This window comes from Nonomuraea sp. WAC 01424, from assembly GCF_003947315.1.
In the GTDB taxonomy this organism is placed as follows: domain Bacteria; phylum Actinomycetota; class Actinomycetes; order Streptosporangiales; family Streptosporangiaceae; genus Nonomuraea; species Nonomuraea spiralis.
This window is the reverse complement of record NZ_QHHZ01000004.1, coordinates 63,020-81,614: the sequence shown is the minus strand read 5'-3', so window position 1 is coordinate 81,614 and position 18,595 is coordinate 63,020. Positions and strand designations below refer to the sequence as shown.

Sequence of the window (18,595 nt, the reverse complement as noted above, 5' to 3'; positions counted from 1 at the left end):
AACCAGGCCCGCCGTTCACTCCGCGTTTCGGTGAGTGCCCTCGATCTGGCGGAGAATGTGCTCGTCGGTGATCTTGCTGTCGGCGGCCAGCAGGAACGCCTTGCTGAGGATGAGCGACAACTGCCCGTCCTCCTCGAAGGGGAGGAAGAGCCGGGAATCGCGTTTGCGGGCCGGGACCAGGCACAGGTAGGCGTCGTCCGGGTCCATCAGGACGTTCGCGCTGCCCAGATGGATCTTGTACATGCGCAGATCCCCCTGGACCACGAGGAACCGGTCGGCGAGGGTGAGCCGGTCGGCGATGGACGTACGCGGGATCAGCCGGGCCAGCGCGTCATGCCGCACCTCGGCCGACGGCGGCAGCGGGCCGGTGGAGGTGTGGCGCCAGTAGGTCCGGTGGTCGTCCTCGCCGCGGTCCTGCCAGTCGGGGTCGGCGGCGATCGAGGTGAGGGCCACGAAGAGGTCGGCGTCGCGCATCGCCTCGCTGAACACCAGTGGTGGCACCTCGGCCAGCTCCGCCTGCGCGAACCCGCGCCCCTGCCGCCGGGCGAAGCGGATCGGGCCGGTGGCGGCCAGCGCCACCTCGCCGCCTTCGACGTGCGCGCTCTCGTAACGGAAGCCGACCTGCCAGACGCCTTCGGCCAGCTCCTTCTTCGCCTCGGTGGCGTGGCCGTCGTAGAAGGCGCCGAGCCAGGTCGTGCGCCACTGGCGCTGTCTGAGCAGCGCGTAGAGGCGGGGGTGGTCGACGATGTGGGCGGCGAAGCGGTCGGAGTGGACGCGCGTCTGCTCCTCGGCCGGGGTGAGCAGGTAGACCTCGCGGTACGCCTGCTTGAACGGCTGCCGCAGCCGCCGCGCGGTCACCGTCCCCCGCCAGGCGGCGATCTCCTCCAGGGAGGCGCGGGCGGGATGCCACAACCGGACCTCCGAGCCGGGCCCGACCTCCTCCGGCAGGACGCCGTGCCCGCCGGACCGCCAGATCAGCCCGCGCGTCACCGCGCCGGTGATCGGATGGTCCCGGTAGTGGCGGGCCCACTCCTCGTACGGCCACGCCCGGTCCGCGGTGAACAGCGACTCCAGGCGGGCGCGTTCGGCCGAGAGCGTCTGGCGGATCTCCTTCCGCACGGCCTTGAGCGCCGCCAGGTCGTCGCTGTCCTTGAGCGCGGCGGGCACGGTACGCACCGTCGCGCCGTCCGGCGACCGGAAGCCGAGCCGTACGGTCATGGCGTCCCCGACGGACAACACCGCGGTCCAGTCGCCGATGGCGCGCGTCAGCGTGCCGTCGGCGGCGAGCCCGTGGTCGGGGATACTGCGTTCCAGCAACTGGCCGGGCGTGATGCCGGAGCGGCGGGCGGCGGCGTCGAGCGCGATGTCGATCTGTTTGCGCAGCGCCCGGTGCCTGATCAGCCCTCGCAGCCGCCACAGCGCCCCCACGGCGGCCGGGTCGGCGCAGTCGCCCAGCGCGTTGATCGCGGCTCCGGCGAGCTTCAGGTCCTCCCGCATCCCCCGCGGGACTCCGGCGGCCCGCGGCACGAGCTCCGACAGCGCCGCCACGGCGTCGTCGGCCTCCAGCAGGACGACCGCCCAGACGAACCCCCTGGCGACGTCGGCGTTGACGTCGGAGACGATCGACCGGACCGTCCCCCAGTGGCGCTGTAGCTCGGTGTCCTCGCCGAAGGCGCGCATCGCGGCGTGTACGAGGTCGCCCGCGCCATCGGCGCGCAGCAGCTCGCGGCAGCGTACGCGCCACCGCTGGGTGGGCCGCGGCTTGTCGAGCTCGGCGAGGTGGTGGACGAGCCGCACCAGGCCCTCCGGCGGCGCGTCACCGAGACGGTCGCGCAACGCCACGGCCCACTCGTCGACGGGCACCAGCGCCGCCAGGGGCATCGCCTCCGGGCCCGTGCGGAAGACGCGCCCGATCAGGCGATAGAGCCGGGGGCGGGCCCCGGCGTCGATGCCGCCCTCGCACACCGCGTCGATGACCGGCCGCAGGTGTTCGCCGACCGTCGCGCGCCCTTTGTCGTCGAGGCCCGCCGCCGGCTCCAGCGCGAGCACGAGCCACTCCTCGTCACGGAAGCAGAGCCCCCGCTCCCCCAGGACGGTGAAGAACGCGGCGAGCTCCGGCGCCGTCCACCCGTCGCAGCCGGAGAGCGCCAGGCGCAGCTCCTTGGCGTGACCGTCGAACGCGGGCTGGGCCAGACAGACCGCGGCGGCCCGCCGGGCGAAGCCCCGCTCCTGGGACAGCCGGCTCGCCACGCGGCGGCGGTCGGCCGTCCGCGTGATCCAGGCCGCTTCGGCGAGCGCGGCCTCGATCGCCGCCGCCACCTCGGGGCTCGGGAGTGGTTGACGCATGGCCGGAAGCATGTCAGGCCGGGCCGACAGTTCCCGTCGTACGGGCGGGCCGGGTGATCGGGCTCTCGCGCGGGGGTGGGTTCTGCTTCATGATGCGGAGTGTCACCCGTTGCCCCCCGGATGGGACGGTCAGTGAAACGCATCCTTGCCTGGATCGGCGTCAACGTCGACATCCTCGTCGCGCTGGCGGTGGCGGTCGTCGTGAGCGTGCTGGACGTGGCGGGCATCGCCACCGCGGAGGCCGTCAGCAACGCCACGGTGGCCACGCTGGCCGTGCTCGCGTTCGTCATGCTGCGCAGCCGTATGCGCGCGGAGTCGGCGGAGAACACCGTCGAGCGGGCCGTCCAGGCCGCCGACCGCAAGATCGACCTCCTGCCTTCCCTCCTTCAGGAGCAGTCGGCCGTCCGGCTGGTCAAGGGTGAGGAGTTCAACCGGGTGCTGGCCGAGGCGCGCGGGGACACCGACCGGTGGATCTTCAAGGGCTCGACCGGGGCGTACGTGCGCGCGGTGACGCTGCCGGAATGCCTGGACAAGGCCCGCCAGGGGCGGCGGGCGCTGCTGATCCGCCTGGAGATCCTGGACCCGGACGACCTCGGGCTCTGCGAACGTTTCGTCCGGCTGCACCAGAGCCTGGCGTTGAGCCCGGACAGCCCGGAGTCGACCTGGACCGGCGACGGCACCCGCAAGGAGCTGTACGCGACCGTGCTCTCGGCCTGCTGGCACCACCAGCGCTACGAGCTGCTGGACATCGAGATCGGGTTCTCCTCGATCGCCTCGACGTTCCGCTACGAGCTGTCCTCCCGCCACATGTTCATCACGCAGCGCGGGCCCGACTTCCCCGCCACGGTGATCACCGGGAACGCCCTCGCGCTCGACTGCTGGGCCACCGAACTGCACGCCAGCCTCCGCCAGGCGCGCTCGCTCGACATGCGGCTCAGCAAGGAGGTGACGTTGTCGTACGCGCCGACCGCCGACGAGGTGCGCGCCCTCTTCGACCGGCTCGGCCTCGCCTTCCCCGGCACGTACGGGGACGACGACATCGACGAGATCATCGGGATGGCCTTCAAGAACGTCGATCCGTACGACAAGGCGGCGGCCTGGGGCTGACGTCCCGGGCGGGGCGCCCTGCCCCCTCCTACGCGGTGCTGTCGGTGATGCCGTGCGCCAGCCGGGTCAGGGCCGCGGTGATCTGCTCCGGTGTGAGGCTCTGCCTGCGCTGTTCGGCGTAGACGTCCGGGCTCAGCGGGGCGAGGAGGATGTCGGCCAGCGCCTCGGGCCACGGGATGCCCGCCTCGGTCAGCAACACCCGTACGTGCGCCCGCCAGAACCCGTACGCGCCGGTGGCGTAGCGCAGCGCGCCCTGCTCGGCGCCGAGGACGAGTGAGATGTGCTCCTCCAGCAGTTCCACCATCGCCGCGTAGAAGGCGGCGAGCCGGTCGCCGGGGGGCGCGCCGGGGCCGAGCGGCGGGTCGCCGCGCAGCAGGCGCTCCTGGAGGGCGCGTTCGTGCTCGTCCAGCAGCGCCTGGGCGATCGACACGGTGTCGGGGTAGCGGCGGTAGAGCGTGCCCCGGCCCACGCCCGCGGCCTTGGCGATGTCGTCCATCGTCACGCCGCGCGGGTCGCGGGCGGCGAACAGCTCGGCCGCCGCGGCGAGCACCTTGGCGCGGTTGCGGGCGGCGTCGGCGCGTTCGCGCGGGCGGCCCGCCTCCTCCACGGGACGTCCGGTGAGCAACTCGGTACGGGACTCCATGCCGGCGACTCTAGCCGACCCTCAGCTAAGTGGACAACGTGCCCACTTAGTTGCTACGTTCACGTCGACACCAAACCGGACGTGATGTCCACTTACCGAAGGAGCCCCTCATGCCCGCACTGCTGCACCTGGACGCCAGCGCCCGCCGCCGTTCGATCAGCCGCGAGATCGGCGACGCCTTCGCCGAGTCGTGGCGGGCCTCGAACCCCGAGGGGACCTACGTCCACCGCGACCTGGCGGCCGAGCCCGTGCCGCACATCGGGGAGGCGTGGACCGAGCTGTGCGACTACGTCATGGCCAACCGCATCACCCAGATCGGCCGCTACCACGAGGCCGTCCGCACCCCGGAGCAGGCCGCCGCCTGGGCGGTGACCGAGCCGCTGCTGTCCGAGCTGGTGGCCGCGGACGTGGTGCTGATCGCCACCCCGATGTACAACTACTCGATCCCCTCGTCGCTGAAGGCGTGGCTCGACCAGGTGACCTTCCCCAAGATGTCCCTCGCCGGGCGGCGTTTCGTGGTCGCCACCGCGCGCGGCGGGGCCTACTCGCCGGGCGCCCCCAAGGAGAAGTTCGACCACCAGGAGCGCTACCTGCGGGACTTCTTCGCCGGCCACTTCGCCGTCGAGGACACCACCGTCGTCGCCGCCGAGTGGGCCAACTCCCGCGTCGACCCGGACCTCGCCCACCTGCGCGACAAGCACGACGAGCTGTACGCCGACGCGCTGCGGACCGCCCACGGGCTGGGGAAGGAGTTCTGACGATGAACTGGCTCATCCTCGGGCTGGCCGGGCTGATCGAGATCGCCTGGGCGCAGAGCATCAAACCCACCCAGAACTTCACCAAGCCGCTGCCCACCCTGCTCTGCTTCGTCCTCATGGTGGCCGCGGTCTGGTTGTTGTCGTACTCGATGAAGACCCTTCCGGTCGGCACCGCGTACGCGGTGTTCACGGGCATCGGCGCGGTCGGCGCGATCGCCCTCGGGGTCGTCGTCCACAAGGACCCGCTGTCGGTGGGCCGGATGATCGCCCTGGCGCTGATCGTGGGCGGGATCGTCCTCGCCCGGATCACCAGCCCCGAATAGCGGCGCCGACGTCACTCCGGAATCCGCGTCCAGGGGGCCTTCAGCGTGGGCCGAACCAGCGGGTGAGGGCGGCCTCCAGGCCGTCGGGGTCCGCGCCGGCCCAGGCGACGTAGCCGTCGGGCCGGACGAGCAGCGCGGGCGCGGGGGCGCCGGCGGCGGTCGCGGGCACGTGCCGCACCCGGTCGTTCCAGGGCCGCGCGGTGGCCGCGAGGGCGTCGCCGCCGGTCAGGTCCAGGAGCAGCGGGCGGGCGTCGCGCAGCAGCTCGGCCAGACGCCGCGGTCGCCCGTCGCCGGTGACCAGGTCCAGCGGCGGCACGAACCAGCCGGTCGGCGCGGCGGGCCGTTCCTCGCCCATGTCGTGGCGGACGTCGCCGCCCGCCATCAGGCCGGCGATCATGCGCAGGTTCTCCGTACGGCCCAGGAGCTCGGTGAACAGGCTGCGCAGCGCGGTGACCTCGGCCCCGGGGGCCAGCAGGGCGGTGGCGGCCAGGGTGTGCGTGACCACCCGTTCGGCGCAGGCGCGGCGTTCGGTCCCGTAGCTGTCCAGGAGCCCTTCGGGGGCGTGGCCGCGCAGCGTGGCGGCCAGCTTCCAGGCCAGGTTGGCCGCGTCCTGGAGGGCCAGGTTCAGGGTCGGGCCGTGGCTCACCTGCGCGGCGTCGCCGGCGAGGAAGACCCGGCCGTCGCGGTAGCGCTCGGCGAGCCGGGTGTTGCGCCCGGACAGGCGGCGCAACATCGTGGGCGCGCCCTCGGGCGGCGCGGTCAGGGGCACGCGCACGCCGAGGACACGTTCGACGCTCTTCTCCATCTCGGCCAGCGTCATCGGCGCGCCCGGCCCCGGGAAGGCGCCCGCCGGGTGGTCCTCCCATTCGGCCGTGTTGATCAGCGGCCGTCGCGGGTCGTGCGCCAGGAGGGTGAAGACGCCGCGGTCGGTACGGTGGAAATGCGCCGGGATCTCGCCGAGGCCGTCGATGTGCACCCGTCCGCCGGGCAGGATCCTGATGTGGTCGCTCGGGCCGACTAGGGCCGAGCGGTCGACGACATGGTCGTCGCTGACGCCGGGGAAGGCGATGCCCGCCTGCTTCCTGACCAGGCTGTGGCCGCCGTCGCAGCCGACGAGGTAGCGGGCCGTGAGGGTCGTCTCGGTGCCGTCCGGGGCGCGGGTCAGCACGTCCACCTGGTCGTCGGTCTGATCGAAGGAGATCACCTCCCAGCCGCGCCGGACGTCCGCGCCGAGTTCGGCCGCGCGTTCGGCGAGGACCCGTTCCAGGTCGCGCTGGTCGCAGGGCAGGAGGTACATGGGGTTGTCCGCGCCGAGCGTGTGCAGCGGGAGCGGCATCCCGCCGAAGAAGAACCCGGGCGCGGGCGCGGGCACGCCGCGGCCTCCGCAGCGTTCGTACAGGCCGCGGTGGTCCAGGAGCCGTACGACCTGGCCGGCCAGGCCGTGCGCCTTGTCCGACAGGTCCGGCTCGGGGCGTCGTTCGAGGACCAGCGGACGGGCTCCGGCCAGACGCAGCTCGCAGGCGAGGAAGAGACCGGCGGGCCCGCCGCCGACGACGATGGCGTCGAAGATCACTAACGTTCCTTAAGGTACGCGAATGTATCTAACGGTGGCCCACCGTAGGGCGGAGCGATAAGATACGCAAGTGAATCTCAAGCACGAGGGGACGGGGAGCCGTACCGCCGGGGGCGCCTCGCGCCGGCGCGGCGCCGCGCTGGCGGACGCGATCCTCGACGCCGCCTGGGACGTGCTGGTCGAGCACGGCTATCACGGCTTCACCTACGAGGCGGTCGCCGCCCGCGCCGGCACCAGCCGCCCGGTGCTCTACCGGCGCTGGCCGCAGCGCGACGACCTGCTGCGGGCCACCCTCACCAAGTTCTGGCGGCTGATCGAGGTGCCCGACACCGGCAGCCTGCGCGAGGACGCGATCGGGTTCCTGCGCAACGCCGGCGACGACCGCGCGGGCATGATCACGCTGATGAGCGTGCGGCTCGCCGACTACTTCCGCGAGACCGGCACCAGCCTCACCGAGCTGCGCGACTCCCTGCTGCCGCCGGGCCACGCGACCGCCTTCGAGACGATCGTGGCCCGCGCGGTCGAACGCGGCGAGCTGCCCGACCTGCCGCGTACGCCCAGGGTGGTGAACCTGCCGCTGGACCTGCTGCGGCACGACATGCTCGTCATGATGCGCAAGGCGCCGGACGAGTCGATCGTCGAGATCGTGGATGAGGTGTGGCTGCCGCTGCTGGGCGTCCGGGAAGGCCGGGGGCCCGGCCGGAGGTGAGGCCGCCGGCCGGCCCCGCGTCACCCCTGGTAGTCGCGGATCTCCCAGTACCGCGACGGGTGGCCGTCGCAGGTGTACTGGACGGCCTCGAGGTTGTTGGCGCTGCTCACCCCGCCGGCGATGGTGAGGCATTTGCCGGTCTGCACGTTCCGGAACTCGACGTACTGGCCGGCGCGGTTGCCGAGCGCCCAGTAGCGCGAGGGGTGGGTGTCGCAGGTGTACTGGAGGGCGACGACGTTGTTGTCGGTGCTGACGCCGCCCGCGATGGTCAGGCACTTGCCGGTCTGCCGGTTCCTGACCTGGAGGTACGCGCTGGAGTAACCCCAGACGTCCCAGCGGCGGGAGGGGTGGCTGTCGCAGGTGTACTGGACGGCGTGGACGTTGTTGTCGGTGCTGACGCCACCCGCGATGGTCAGGCACTTGCCGGTCTGCCAGTTCACGAGCTGGACGTTCGAGGCGGCCCAGACGGCCGTGGCGGACGCCGGGGCGGCCGGGGCGGTGGTGACGCCGAGGACGAGGAGCGGTGCGACGACGGCTGCCGCGCGCAGCCCGGTCGAACGGAAGATGTGTGGCTTCATGTGACCAAGCGTGCGCGCGCGGACCCGGTACGGCCTGAGTACCGGCTACTCAACAGGCGGCGGCCCGGTCGAGGAAGCGGCGCAGCCCGAGCCGTACGCCGTCGGTGGGGACGGTGGCGGCGAAGCAGGCCGCCTCGACCGCGAGCCCTTCGTCGATCGGCAGGTTGACGCCCCGGGTGACGGCCCGTAGGCAGGCCGCCACGGCGGTGGGCGCGTGCCGGGTGATCCGCGCGGCCAGGTCGCGCGCGGCGGCCAGGAGTTCGCCCTCGGGCACGACGGCGTTGACGAGACCGAGTTCGGCGGCCCGACGGGCCGGGATCGGGTCGCCGGTCAGGATCATCTCCAGGCCGCGCTTGCGTCCGGCGTGGCGCGGCAGCCGCTGCGAACCGCCGAACGGCGGCGGGAAGCCGAGGCCGATCTCGGGCTTGGCGAACGTGGCGTGCTCGGCGGCGATCGCGAGCGGGGCGGCCTCGACGAGCTCGCAGCCGCCGCCGTAGGCCAGGCCGTTGACGGCGGCGATCACGGGTTTGGGGAACTCCTCGATGCACCGGGTGAGCCCCTGCCCGCGCCGGACGATCTCCCGCAGGGCGCGTTCGGTCCCGCCCTCGATGCTGCGCGCGAGCGACGGGATGTCGGCGCCCGCGCTGAACGCCCTGCGCCCGGCGCCGGTCAGGACGACCGCGCGTACGGAGTCGTCGGCCTCGACCCGGTCGAGCGCGGCGAGCACCTCGTCGATCGTGGGGTGGTCGAGGGCGTTGAGCTTGTGTTCCCGGTCGAGGGTGAGCGTGACGAGGTGGTCGTCCCGGTCGAGGTGGACGGTCATGGGCGGGGTGCTCCGTTCCGCTCGGGGGTGGAGGCACCAGGCTAGAAGCCGTAAATTAGGACGATCCACTTATTGTCCTAGATACAAGGCCCGGTATGCGCCCCGCGTCCTACAAGGCCGTCGTCGACGAGTTCGCGGCGGCGATCCGGGCCAGCGCCCTTCCAGCGGGCGCCCGGCTGCCCACGCACCGCGAGCTGGCCCGCGAGCGGCGGGTCGCGCTGGCCACCGCCACCCGGGTCTACGCCGAACTGGCCGCCATGGGGCTGGTCGTGGGCGAGCCGGGACGCGGGACGTTCGTCCGCGACCGGTCCGGCCACGACGGGCTGGAGCCCTCGCGCGAGCTGCCGGTGCCGCGCGTGGCCGACCTGTCGTTCAACCAGCCCCTGGCCCGTGGGCAGGCCGACCTGCTGCGCCTGGCACTGCGCGGCCTGTCCACCTCGGGCGAGGTCGAGTCGCTGCTGCGCCAGCACCCGCCCGGCGGCCGCCGGCACGACCGGGCGGCCGTGGCCACGTACCTGCTGGGACGCGGGATCGACAGCGCGCCGGCCAACGTCCTGCTGACCGGCGGGACACAGCAGGCGCTCGACACCGTGCTGCGCGCGCTCACCCGGCCCGGCGACGTCCTGGCCGTGGACGCGCTCACCTATCCCGGCGTCAAGCTGATCGCCCGGGAGCAGGGGCTCGACCTCGCCCCGGTGCCCGTGACGGCGGCGGGACCGGACCTCGACGCCCTCGACCGGCTGTGCCGGGCGCGGCCCGTACGGGCGGTCTACACGATGCCCACCGTGCACAACCCGCTGGGCTGGGTGCTCGACCGGGGATCGCGCGACCGGCTCGTGGCGATGGCCCGCGCCCGCGACTTCGTGATCGTCGAGGACGGCACGTACGCGTTCCTCGACGCCGCGCCTCCTCCTCCCCTGCGTGCCCTGGCCCCCGAGCGCACCTGCTACGTCGCCGGGCTGTCGAAGAACGTGGCGACCGGCCTGCGGTTCGGCTTCGCCGTGGTGCCCGACCGGCACGTCCCGGCGGTCACCGCGAGCCTGCGCGCGGCGGCGTGGGGCGTACCGGGGATCGTCACCGCGCTGGCCACCGGCTGGATCGCCGACGGCACGGTCGCGCGGCTGGAACGGGACCGCCGCCGGGACGCCGCCGCCCGCCAGGCCCTCGCCCGCGCCGCGCTCGCCGGTCTGGACGTCACCGCGCATCCCGCGTCCTACCTGGTGTGGCTCGGCCTGGAGCCGTACCAGCGTCCCGACCGCGTCGCGGCCCTGCTGGCCGGGCAGGGCATCCTCGTCTCCACGGGCGACGCCTTCGCCGCCGGCCCGTACCGTCCCCACGCGCTCCGGCTGGCGCTGGGCAGCCCGCCGCTGGACGAGCTCGGGCCCGCGCTGCGCCGCCTCAGGACCGCGATCGAGACGATCCCGCCGTGATCATGATCGTAGGATCGGGCACATGACAACAGAACGGATTCAAGGAAGGGTTTTCGGCGAGGTCGCCGACGAGTACGACAGGGTCCGCCCCGGCTACCCCGCCGAGCTGCTGACCGACGTCCTGGCCTACGCGGGCGGCCCGGCGCTGGAGGTGGGCGCGGGCACCGGGAAGGCGACGGAGCTGTTCGCGACGGGCGGCATCGACGTCGTGGCCACCGAGCCCGACCCGGCCATGGCCGCCGTGCTGGCCCGGCGGGTCGCCGACCGGCCCAACGTGACGGTCACCGTCTCGACGTTCGAGGAGTACGTGCCGCCGCGGCCGTTCGGGCTGCTGTACTGCGCCCAGGCGTGGCACTGGGTCGACAAGGACGTGCGCTGGCAGCGGGCCGCCGCGGCGCTCGCCCCCGGCGGCGGCCTCGCCCTGTTCTGGAACGGCGACTGGCCCGCCGACGCCGGTGTGACGGCCGCGCTGCTGGCCGCGCACGAGGAGCTCACCCCGCACCTGCGGCCGAACCTCGGACCGATCAGCAGGCCGATCGGCGAGGAGGCCGGGGCGCTGGAGTGGGCGGCCGAGATGGGCCTGCCGCCCGAGTTCGGGGACGTCGGCACCCGCCTCTACCAGTGGGAACGCACGGTGTCCGGGGCCGACTACGTCGCCCTCCTGTCCACCCAGTCCGCCTACCGGATCCTGGCGGAGGACGTGCGCGAGCGGTTGTTCGCCAGGCTCGGGGACGTGCTCGGCGCGCAGGTGAGGCTGAACGTCGAGACCGCCCTGTACCTGGCCCGCCACCTGCCCTGACGCGGGCGCGGCGGGCTCAGGGCTCGGCCCTGCCGGTCGCCCACGCCCACGCGGCGATCATGACGCGGTTCCTGGCGCCGGTCTTGCGCTGGACGACGGCGATGTGGTTCTTGACCGTGCCCGGCGACAGGTGGAGCTCGGCGGCGATCTCGGCGTTGGTCCGCCCCTGGGCGACCAGGGCCGCGATCTCCTCCTCCCTCCCGCTGAGCACGACGTCGGACGCCTCCCGCCGAGGGGCGTTCTGCCGCAGCAGCTTGACGGTGAGCTGGGGGCTGATGAGCATGTCGCCGTTCATCGCCGCCCGGACGGCCTCGACGAGCAGCGCGGGGCCGGAGCGTTTGAGCACGAACCCGGCGGCGCCGTGCCGGAGGGCGGCGTGGACGTACTCCTCCAGGCCGAAGGTGGTGACGACCACCACATGGATGCCGGTGCCGGCCAGGGCGCGGGTCACCTCGATGCCGTCGGCGCCGGGCATGCGGACGTCGGCGAGCACGACGTCCGGCCGTACGGCGAGCGCGGTGTCGATCGCGGCGCGGCCGTCGCCGGCCTCGGCCACCACGGTCATGTCGGGCTGGGCGTCGAGGATCAGGCGGAAGGCGGCGCGGATGCCCTCCTGGTCGTCGGCGATGAGGATGCGGATGCTCACCCAGGAGATTGTGGCAGCGGCAGGCGGGCGGCCAGCGACCACCCGTCCGGTACGGCGTGCGCGACCAGCTCCCCGCCCTGCCCGGCCACGAGCGCGGCCAGGCTGGGCAGCCCGGAACCGCCGCGCCGGCGGCGTGGCGCGCCGGACACCCCGTCGTTGGCCAGCGTGATCTCCAGGACGCCGCCGGGAGTCGTGACGGACAGGTCGATGCGCCGGGCGCGCGGCGCGTGCCGCCGGATGTTGGTGAGCCCCTCGATGACGATCCGGTACGCCAGCGCCGCCGTCTCCGCCGGAACCGCCACGGTGGGCCCGGTACGCAGCCGCACCCGCGCGGGACCGGCGGCGGAGAAACGTTCGGCGGCCTCGGCGATGCCGGCCAGGTCGCCGGCGGGGCCGGGTGGCCGGTCGTGGTGGAGCATGTCGAGCGTACGGTCGAGCGTGGACAGGGCCCGCTGGCCGGCGGCCTCGACGCGCCGGAGCGCCTCCAGCGGATCGCCCGCCACGGTGCCCGCCTGGGCGTGGGCGACCATCTCGCTGATGTCGTGGGCGAGGAAGTCGTGCAGGTCGCCGGCCAGCCGCAACCGCAGGACGGTACGGGTGTCGGCCACGGCGCGCTCCCGCCGTACGTCGAGCAGGCGCAGGTAGGCGCCCACGGCGGCGGCCAGCAGCGCGCCGAGGCCCCAGAACGCGCCCGCCCCCACCGTCTCCAGCGGCGAGGCGGGCGTGAACACGCGCGGCACCCACGCGGCCGCGGCGAGTCCGGCCAGGAGCGCGGCCGGCACGGCCCGGCGCACCGGCGCGTGACGGACGACCAGGCCGATCGCGACCATCAGTCCCGCGCTCTCGGCCATCCCCAGCACGCCGACGGCACCGCCGGCCGCGCCGGGCCGTACGCCCGAGGCGAGCAGGCCGGCCGTGACGGCCAGCGACAGACCCGCGGCCGCCAGGGTCAGCGCGGGAAGCAGCCGGTCCCTGCGCCTGGGCAGGAACGACCCGACCGCGGCCACCACGACCGCGACCGACGCCGGCAGCGAGGCGGCGACCACCCACAACACGTTCACCCGGGCAACGATATGCGCCCACACCCGCGCGCCCCCACGTGCCGAACGGCACCACCGCAGGCCAGGACAGGTGCCGAACGGCATCTGGCCGCCTGTCCGCCCGCGCTGGAACGCTCGTACCATGACGATCTTCACTTCCGGCCGGTACGGCCACGCGGCGGCGCTGTGGGCGGTCGCCTACGGCCTGCTCGGTGCGGCGTGGGCGCTGGGGGCGCCCGGCTTCCCCTGGGGTTCCGGCGATCCGGACCCCGACGGCGCGCTGTCGATCCTGGCCGGCACCGCGCCACCCTTCGGCTGGTGGATCGCCGCGTTCTCGGCGGTCGTGGCCGTCACCGGGGCGGCGCTGGCCCGGCCCGGCCGCGGCCAGTCGCCCGTCCTGGTGGCCTGGCCGCTCGCCGCGCTGCTGGTGCTGGTGGTCCCCGACTCGCGGCTGATGATGGGCGTCGCCTACACGCCGCTGCTCCTGGTCGCCCCCGTGTTCGGCTGGGGGCTGGGCGGGGCGACGTTCGCCGACGCCTGGCCGTGGCCGGTGCTGAACCAGCTCGTGTGCGTGCTGGGCGGCCTGCTGCTGGCCGCCGCCGCGCTGTCCCGCGGGCGCGACCGGGATCGCGGGAGCTGGTTCACCCCGGCGCGCGGGCGGATCGCGGTGTACGTGGCGGTCGCGGTTCCGCTGGTGTACTGCGCCACCCGATGGGCCTGGGCGCTGGGCGTCCCGCTCGGCGTGAGCGCGGAGTTCCTGGCCGAGGGCGAGGACGGGTTGTGGCTGGCGGGGGCGTACCTGGCGACGTTCGGCGCGTTCGGCGGCGTGCTCACCCTCGGGCTGATCCAGCGGTGGGGCGAGGTGTTCCCGCGCTGGATGCCGGGGCTGCGCGGGAGGCGGGTGCCGCCGATGCTGGCGGTCGTCCCGGCCGGGTTCGTCTCGATCGTGGTCACCGTGGCCGGGCTCACCTACGTCCGCTGGACCGTGGCCGGCCGGTTCGAGCTGGACGAATGGGGCGCCTGGCTGCCGGAGTGCTTCTGGCCGGTGTGGGGCGCGGCGCTGGCCACCGCCACGGTCTGCTACCGCCGCCGCCGCGCGCGGGCTCAGGAGAAGAGGCGCCCGACGACCGGCTCGGGCCGTCCCTCGGAACGGTAGTGGCCGCCTTCGAGCTGCGTCCCGCTCTGGCACCACCCGGCTTTCGTCACCGAGTGTGTCTTTACCGTTCCTTGGCGTTACGATCGGGAGGTCGTCCCCCCGATCGATCACGGAGTGCCGCATGGAGCGAACGGTTCTGGCCGCCGTCACCGAACACCCCGACGCCGACTCCGCGCTCGCCGAGCAGATCCGCCGGGTGTGCGCGGCGATGGACGAGCTCGGGCTGCAGGTGCGCTGGACCCACCGCACGTCCGACGCGCTGGCCGTGGTCGGCTCCGACGCCTCGCTCACGGCGATCCTGGCGGCCTGGGACGCGCCCGGCGCCGAAGACCTGCTCGGCGCGGTGGCCAAACGTTTCCGCGGCCTGCCGGTCTTCCTGATCACCCAGGACCAGGAGCTCCCGCTGTGGGTGTACGAGGTCATCCAGGGCTACGTCTTCCCACTGGAGGACACCCCGCAGTTCATCGCCGGCCGCATCGCCCACGCCGCCGACCAGTACGCCGACCAGATCCTCCCGCCGTTCTTCCGCGCGCTGCGGGACCTGGAGGACCATCACCCCTACTCCTGGCACACCCCGGCGCACGCGGGCGGCGTGGCGTTCCTGAAGTCCCCCGTGGGCCGGGCCTTCTTCGACTTCTACGGCGAGCGGCTGCTGCGCACCGACCTGTCGATCTCCGTCGCCGAGCTGGGCTCGCCGCTCGACCACACCGGCCCGATCGGCGAGGCCGAGCACAACGCCGCCCGCGTCTTCGGCGCCGACCGCACGTTCTTCGTGGTCAACGGCAACTCCACGGCCAACCGTGTCGTCGGCCACCACGCGATCGCCCGCGACGACACCGTCCTGGTCGACCGCAACTGCCACAAGTCGGTCCAGCACGCGCTGGCCATCAGCGGGGCGCGGCCGGTCTACCTGGTGCCCGAACGCAACGGGCTCGGGCTGGCCGGGCCGATCCCGGCCGCCGCGCTGGAGGCGTCCGCCGTCCGGGAGCGGGTGGCCGCCCATCCGCTCGCGGCCGGCGACCCGTCGTACGCGGTGGTCACCAACTCCACCTACGACGGCGTCTGCTACGACGCGGTCCGCGTCGCCGAGCTGCTGGGCGCCAGCGTGCCGCGGCTGCACTTCGACGAGGCGTGGTTCGCCTACGGCCGCTTCAACCCGCTCTATGCCCGCCGCTACGCCATGGCGGTCGACGAGCACACGCTGCCCGGCCCCGGGCGGCCGACCGTGTTCGCCACGCAGTCGACCCACAAGCTGCTCGCGGCGCTGTCGCAGTCGGCGATGTTGCACGTCCGCCCGTCGCCGCGGGCGCCGGTCGACTACGACGCCCTCAACGAGACCTACCTCATGCACGCCTCGACCTCGCCGCTCTATCCGATGATCGCCTCGCTCGACGTGGCGGCGGCGATGATGGACGGCCCGTCGGGGTCGTTCCTGACCGGGGAGGCGATCGTCGAGGCGGTCCGGTTCCGGCAGGCGATGACCCGGCTGGCCGCCCGCATCCGCGAGGACGGCCGCCGTCCCGAGTGGTTCTTCGGCCTCTGGCAGCCACCCGCCGTCGTCGACCCGCGCACCGGCCTGACCGGCGCGTTCGCCGACGCCGATCCCGCGCTGCTGTGCGCCGAGCCGCGCTGCTGGGTGCTGGAGCCGGGGGCCGCCTGGCACGGGTTCGACGGGATGCGCGACGACTACGCCCTGCTCGACCCGGTCAAGGTGACGATCACGTGCCCCGGCGCGGACGCCGCCAGAGGCACGCTGGAGTGGGGCGTCCCGGCCCGGATCGTGGCCGCCTACCTGCAGCGGCGCGGCATCGTGGTGGAGAAGACCGGCGACCACACCCTGCTGGTGTTGTTCTCGATGGGCATCACCAAGGGCAAGTGGGGCACGCTGATCGACGCGCTCACCGACTTCAAGAACGCCTACGACGACGACCGGGCCCTGGCGGACGTGTTGCCCGGGTTCGGGCCGCCCGGGGTCTCGTTGCGGGCGTTCTGCGCCGAGGTCCACGGGAGGCTGCGCGAGTCGGAGGTGGGCGCCCTGCTAGACCAGGTCTTCAGCGCGCCGCCCGAGCCGGTCTCGACGCCCGCCGAGGTCTACCAGGCCATGATCAGGTCCCGTACCGAGCGGGTCCCGCTGGACCGGCTGGCCGGGCGGGTCGTGGCCGCCACCGTGGTGGTCACGCCGCCCGGCATCCCCATGCTGATGCCCGGCGAGGCGACCGGGCCGGCCGACGGCCCGCTGATGCGCTACCTGCGGGCCCTGGAGGACTTCGACCGGGCCTTCCCCGACCTGGCCACCGACATCCACGGCGCCCATCGCGACGGCGAGGGCCGCTACCGGGTGGAGGTCGTCCGCGACTGACCGGCGGCCCCGGCGGGGGTCAGGACAGAGCCGGCACGACGGGCTGCGCGTCGGTCCAGCCGACCTCGGCCAGCGTCGTCACGTACGTCTTCCCCGCCAGTCCCTTGTCGTCGCGATTGGCCTTCTGCTCGTGTGTCAGCAGCACCATCCTGGCGGTGTCGACGATCAGCCTCTCGCTGAACGGCTCCGGCGCCTTCCCGTCCCCGTCCAGGGTCTGGATCACGACGGCGGCGCCGGGGCGGCCGAGCTCGTCCTTCCCCTGGCCGTCGGCGCGTACGCCCGGCATCGTCAGCAGTCCCCGGTAGGCGGCCTCGCGGACCTCCTTCGGGGCGGGCACGTCGTACATGAGCCGGGTCAGTTCCGGGGTGATCCAGCCGGACAGGGCGCGGTCGGGGACCTGGCCGACCCGGGCCGCCCGGGTGAGCCAGTCCTTCAACCGGGCGGGGTCGGCGGGCAGGCGCTGGACCTCGTCGTAGGTCAGGTACTGTTGCGCCACCTCGAACTTGCCGGTGTTGCGTCCGGGCGACACGTGACCCTTGGTGGGCGCGGTGGACAGCCGCACGGTCTTGCCGTCGATCGACCTGTCCCACTTGGCGGGCGAGCCGTCACGCTGCCACGCCTTCCTGTCGGCCGGGGTCTGCGGTGTCGTCGCCAGCTCGCGGTAGCCGACCCAGTTCCTGCCGTCGGGGGCGTTCCACCGTTCCATGACCGTCCGCTGGGTCAGCGAGTACGGGTTCGCCTTCGTGCCGAACCGCCCGGACTGCGGTGTGGTCATCACCTCTCTGACATGCCAGTACGCGCCCTCCGGCGGGGCCGCCGCGACGGGCGCCGGCGTCACCAGTGCGGCTCCCAGGGCCAGCCCGAGGCCCAGGATCATCCCCCTCCGGGACACCGCCGCTCTCCTCCATGAATACGAAGTCATGACCATCCATACGCCTGGGCCACCCGCATGGTTGCCCGCCGCACCGGGGCAACCATGCGGAACGGCCCAGGCGTATAAGGAAGCGTGAAATCGGACAGACTGCCGTGACCGGCAAGGAACATGACTTCGGCGCCTTCGTGGCCGCGCGCGCCACGAGCCTGCTCCGGGTCGCCTATCTCGCCTGCGGGGACGAGTCGGAGGCCGAGGACCTGCTGCAGACGGCGCTGGAGCGCACCTACAGGAACTGGGACCGGGTACGCCACGACAGCCCCGAGCCGTACGTGCGCCGGGTCATCGTCAACGCGGCCATCAGCCGGGCGCGCCGCCGGGCGATCCTCAGGTTCATCCCCATGCACAGCCCGCCGGACACCCCGGCCCGCTCGACGGACACCGACCTGCGCCACGTGCTCATGGAGGCGATGCGCGCCCTGCCGCCACGGCAGCGGGCGGTGATCGTCCTGCGGTACTGGGAGGACCTCAGTGAGACGCAGACCGCCGAGGTGCTCGGCTGCTCGCTCGGCACGGTCAAGAGCCAGGCGTCGAAGGCGATGGCCAAGCTCCGTACGGCCCTCGGACACGAAACGATGAAAGGAGTGATCAGGAATGCCCACGCTTGAGGAGAACCTCCTCCGGCTCATGACGGAGGAGACCGCGCGACTGCACGCCGCGCCGGACCTGGTGGAACGGGTGATGCGCTCCTCGCGGGGCAGGCGGATCAGGGTCAGGATCGCGGCCTTGTCCGCGTCCCTGGCGGTGGTCGCGGTGCCGGTCGCGTACCTGACGGCCGGGTCGGTGGCCACGTCGGGCACCGAGGTGACGATGTCGCCGGCGCCGGAGCCGCCCGCCATCGACGACACCCCGGCCCCGCGCACCGAACCGCCGAGCCTGGGCGACCTGGGTGACGGCAAGGCGTTCGGGCGCGTCAAGGTGGGATACCTGCCCGAGCGGCTGCAGTGGTCCCGCTGGTCGCTGGACTACGGCGAGGTGTACACGACGTCCTACTTCTACAAGGGCGACGACCCGGGCTCCTACCGGGTGCAGATCTTCATGTACGAGGACAAGTCCATCCAGGAGATCCAGAACCGGATCCAGGTGTACCGCGACGAGGAGGACGGCGAGGAGATGACCATCGGCGGCCGGCCCGGTTACCTGGTCGTCCAGAACGTCGGCGAGGACGGCATGAGCGGCACCCCCACCGCCTACGTCCAGGTGAGCGACCGGCAGTGGGCCGAGATCATGTTCAGCCCGGTGTACGCCAAGGAGTTCTCCGGAGCCGACGCCGTCAGCGCCGAGCTGAAGAAGATCGCCGAAGGGCTCACCTCCACCCTGTGAACAGCGCGACCGGACCAGGCCAACCGGGGCGGCCCGGTCCGGACCCGCGTC

General features: G+C 73.3%; 18 protein-coding genes. 10 read left to right on the top strand and 8 right to left on the bottom strand.

The window, feature by feature from the left end; genetic code table 11:
• Positions 1 to 15 precede the first annotated feature (15 nt).
• Positions 16 to 2,346: a DUF4132 domain-containing protein gene (locus DMB42_RS12680; protein WP_125634032.1), complete on the bottom strand. Its 2,331-nt coding sequence runs from the start codon at positions 2,344 to 2,346 to the stop codon at positions 16 to 18.
• Between the two features lie 132 nt (positions 2,347 to 2,478).
• Between DMB42_RS12680 and DMB42_RS12675 the strand changes: the two genes are divergently transcribed.
• The gene (locus DMB42_RS12675; RefSeq protein ID WP_125634030.1) at positions 2,479 to 3,453 is read left to right on the top strand and encodes a hypothetical protein; all 975 of its coding nucleotides are present in this window, start codon (positions 2,479 to 2,481) and stop codon (positions 3,451 to 3,453) included.
• Between the two features lie 28 nt (positions 3,454 to 3,481).
• On the opposite strand, the gene DMB42_RS12670 is transcribed toward DMB42_RS12675, so the two are convergent.
• Positions 3,482 to 4,096, bottom strand: coding sequence for a TetR/AcrR family transcriptional regulator (locus DMB42_RS12670; RefSeq protein WP_125634028.1), 615 nt, complete (start codon positions 4,094 to 4,096; stop codon positions 3,482 to 3,484).
• Between the two features lie 110 nt (positions 4,097 to 4,206).
• Between DMB42_RS12670 and DMB42_RS12665 the strand changes: the two genes are divergently transcribed.
• Positions 4,207 to 4,854 carry an FMN-dependent NADH-azoreductase gene (locus DMB42_RS12665; protein WP_125634026.1) on the top strand — a complete coding sequence of 216 codons (648 nt, stop codon included), beginning with the start codon at positions 4,207 to 4,209 and terminating at the stop codon, positions 4,852 to 4,854.
• Positions 4,855 to 4,856: 2 nt separating this feature from the next.
• Entirely contained in the window at positions 4,857 to 5,177 is a 321-nt protein-coding gene (locus DMB42_RS12660) for a multidrug efflux SMR transporter (protein ID WP_125634024.1), read from the top strand.
• Between the two features lie 40 nt (positions 5,178 to 5,217).
• On the opposite strand, the gene DMB42_RS12655 is transcribed toward DMB42_RS12660, so the two are convergent.
• Entirely contained in the window at positions 5,218 to 6,750 is a 1,533-nt protein-coding gene (locus tag DMB42_RS12655; RefSeq protein WP_125634022.1) for an FAD-dependent monooxygenase, read from the bottom strand.
• Between the two features lie 70 nt (positions 6,751 to 6,820).
• Between DMB42_RS12655 and DMB42_RS12650 the strand changes: the two genes are divergently transcribed.
• A complete protein-coding gene (locus DMB42_RS12650) occupies positions 6,821 to 7,459 on the top strand; it encodes a TetR/AcrR family transcriptional regulator (protein ID WP_125634020.1) in 639 nt (212 codons plus the stop codon).
• A 20-nt stretch (positions 7,460 to 7,479) separates the two neighbouring features.
• Here the strand turns inward: DMB42_RS12650 and DMB42_RS12645 are convergent, their stop codons facing one another.
• Positions 7,480 to 8,037: an RICIN domain-containing protein gene (locus DMB42_RS12645; RefSeq protein ID WP_125634018.1), complete on the bottom strand. Its 558-nt coding sequence runs from the start codon at positions 8,035 to 8,037 to the stop codon at positions 7,480 to 7,482.
• A gap of 49 nt (positions 8,038 to 8,086) precedes the next feature.
• Entirely contained in the window at positions 8,087 to 8,860 is a 774-nt protein-coding gene (locus tag DMB42_RS12640) for an enoyl-CoA hydratase-related protein (protein ID WP_125634016.1), read from the bottom strand.
• A 95-nt stretch (positions 8,861 to 8,955) separates the two neighbouring features.
• Between DMB42_RS12640 and DMB42_RS12635 the strand changes: the two genes are divergently transcribed.
• Positions 8,956 to 10,290 carry a PLP-dependent aminotransferase family protein gene (locus DMB42_RS12635; protein ID WP_125634014.1) on the top strand — a complete coding sequence of 445 codons (1,335 nt, stop codon included), beginning with the start codon at positions 8,956 to 8,958 and terminating at the stop codon, positions 10,288 to 10,290.
• Positions 10,291 to 10,312: 22 nt separating this feature from the next.
• Positions 10,313 to 11,089, top strand: coding sequence for a trans-aconitate 2-methyltransferase (locus tag DMB42_RS12630; RefSeq protein ID WP_125634012.1), 777 nt, complete (start codon positions 10,313 to 10,315; stop codon positions 11,087 to 11,089).
• Between the two features lie 16 nt (positions 11,090 to 11,105).
• On the opposite strand, the gene DMB42_RS12625 is transcribed toward DMB42_RS12630, so the two are convergent.
• Together DMB42_RS12625 and DMB42_RS12620 are read right to left on the bottom strand one after the other, a co-directional pair.
• Complete coding sequence (locus tag DMB42_RS12625) at positions 11,106 to 11,735, bottom strand: response regulator transcription factor (protein ID WP_125634010.1); 630 nt, start codon at positions 11,733 to 11,735, stop codon at positions 11,106 to 11,108.
• Positions 11,732 to 12,796 carry a sensor histidine kinase gene (locus tag DMB42_RS12620; RefSeq protein ID WP_125634008.1) on the bottom strand — a complete coding sequence of 355 codons (1,065 nt, stop codon included), beginning with the start codon at positions 12,794 to 12,796 and terminating at the stop codon, positions 11,732 to 11,734. The genes DMB42_RS12625 and DMB42_RS12620 overlap by 4 nt, the downstream gene beginning before the upstream one ends.
• 121 nt (positions 12,797 to 12,917) lie before the next feature.
• Between DMB42_RS12620 and DMB42_RS12615 the strand changes: the two genes are divergently transcribed.
• Positions 12,918 to 13,931 (top strand): hypothetical protein, encoded by a 1,014-nt coding sequence (locus DMB42_RS12615; RefSeq protein WP_125634007.1) that lies wholly within the window; start codon positions 12,918 to 12,920, stop codon positions 13,929 to 13,931.
• A 121-nt stretch (positions 13,932 to 14,052) separates the two neighbouring features.
• Positions 14,053 to 16,290, top strand: coding sequence for an Orn/Lys/Arg decarboxylase N-terminal domain-containing protein (locus tag DMB42_RS12610; protein ID WP_125634005.1), 2,238 nt, complete (start codon positions 14,053 to 14,055; stop codon positions 16,288 to 16,290).
• A 19-nt stretch (positions 16,291 to 16,309) separates the two neighbouring features.
• Here the strand turns inward: DMB42_RS12610 and DMB42_RS12605 are convergent, their stop codons facing one another.
• Positions 16,310 to 17,182, bottom strand: a complete 873-nt coding sequence (locus tag DMB42_RS12605; protein ID WP_125634003.1) for a hypothetical protein — start codon at positions 17,180 to 17,182, stop codon at positions 16,310 to 16,312.
• A 134-nt stretch (positions 17,183 to 17,316) separates the two neighbouring features.
• Here DMB42_RS12605 and DMB42_RS12600 point away from each other — a divergent pair, with 134 nt between their 5' ends.
• Both DMB42_RS12600 and DMB42_RS12595 read left to right on the top strand, forming a co-directional pair.
• Positions 17,317 to 17,829 (top strand): SigE family RNA polymerase sigma factor, encoded by a 513-nt coding sequence (locus tag DMB42_RS12600; RefSeq protein ID WP_125634001.1) that lies wholly within the window; start codon positions 17,317 to 17,319, stop codon positions 17,827 to 17,829.
• Positions 17,816 to 18,544 carry a hypothetical protein gene (locus DMB42_RS12595; protein ID WP_125633999.1) on the top strand — a complete coding sequence of 243 codons (729 nt, stop codon included), beginning with the start codon at positions 17,816 to 17,818 and terminating at the stop codon, positions 18,542 to 18,544. The genes DMB42_RS12600 and DMB42_RS12595 overlap by 14 nt, the downstream gene beginning before the upstream one ends.
• Positions 18,545 to 18,595: the final 51 nt, after the last annotated feature.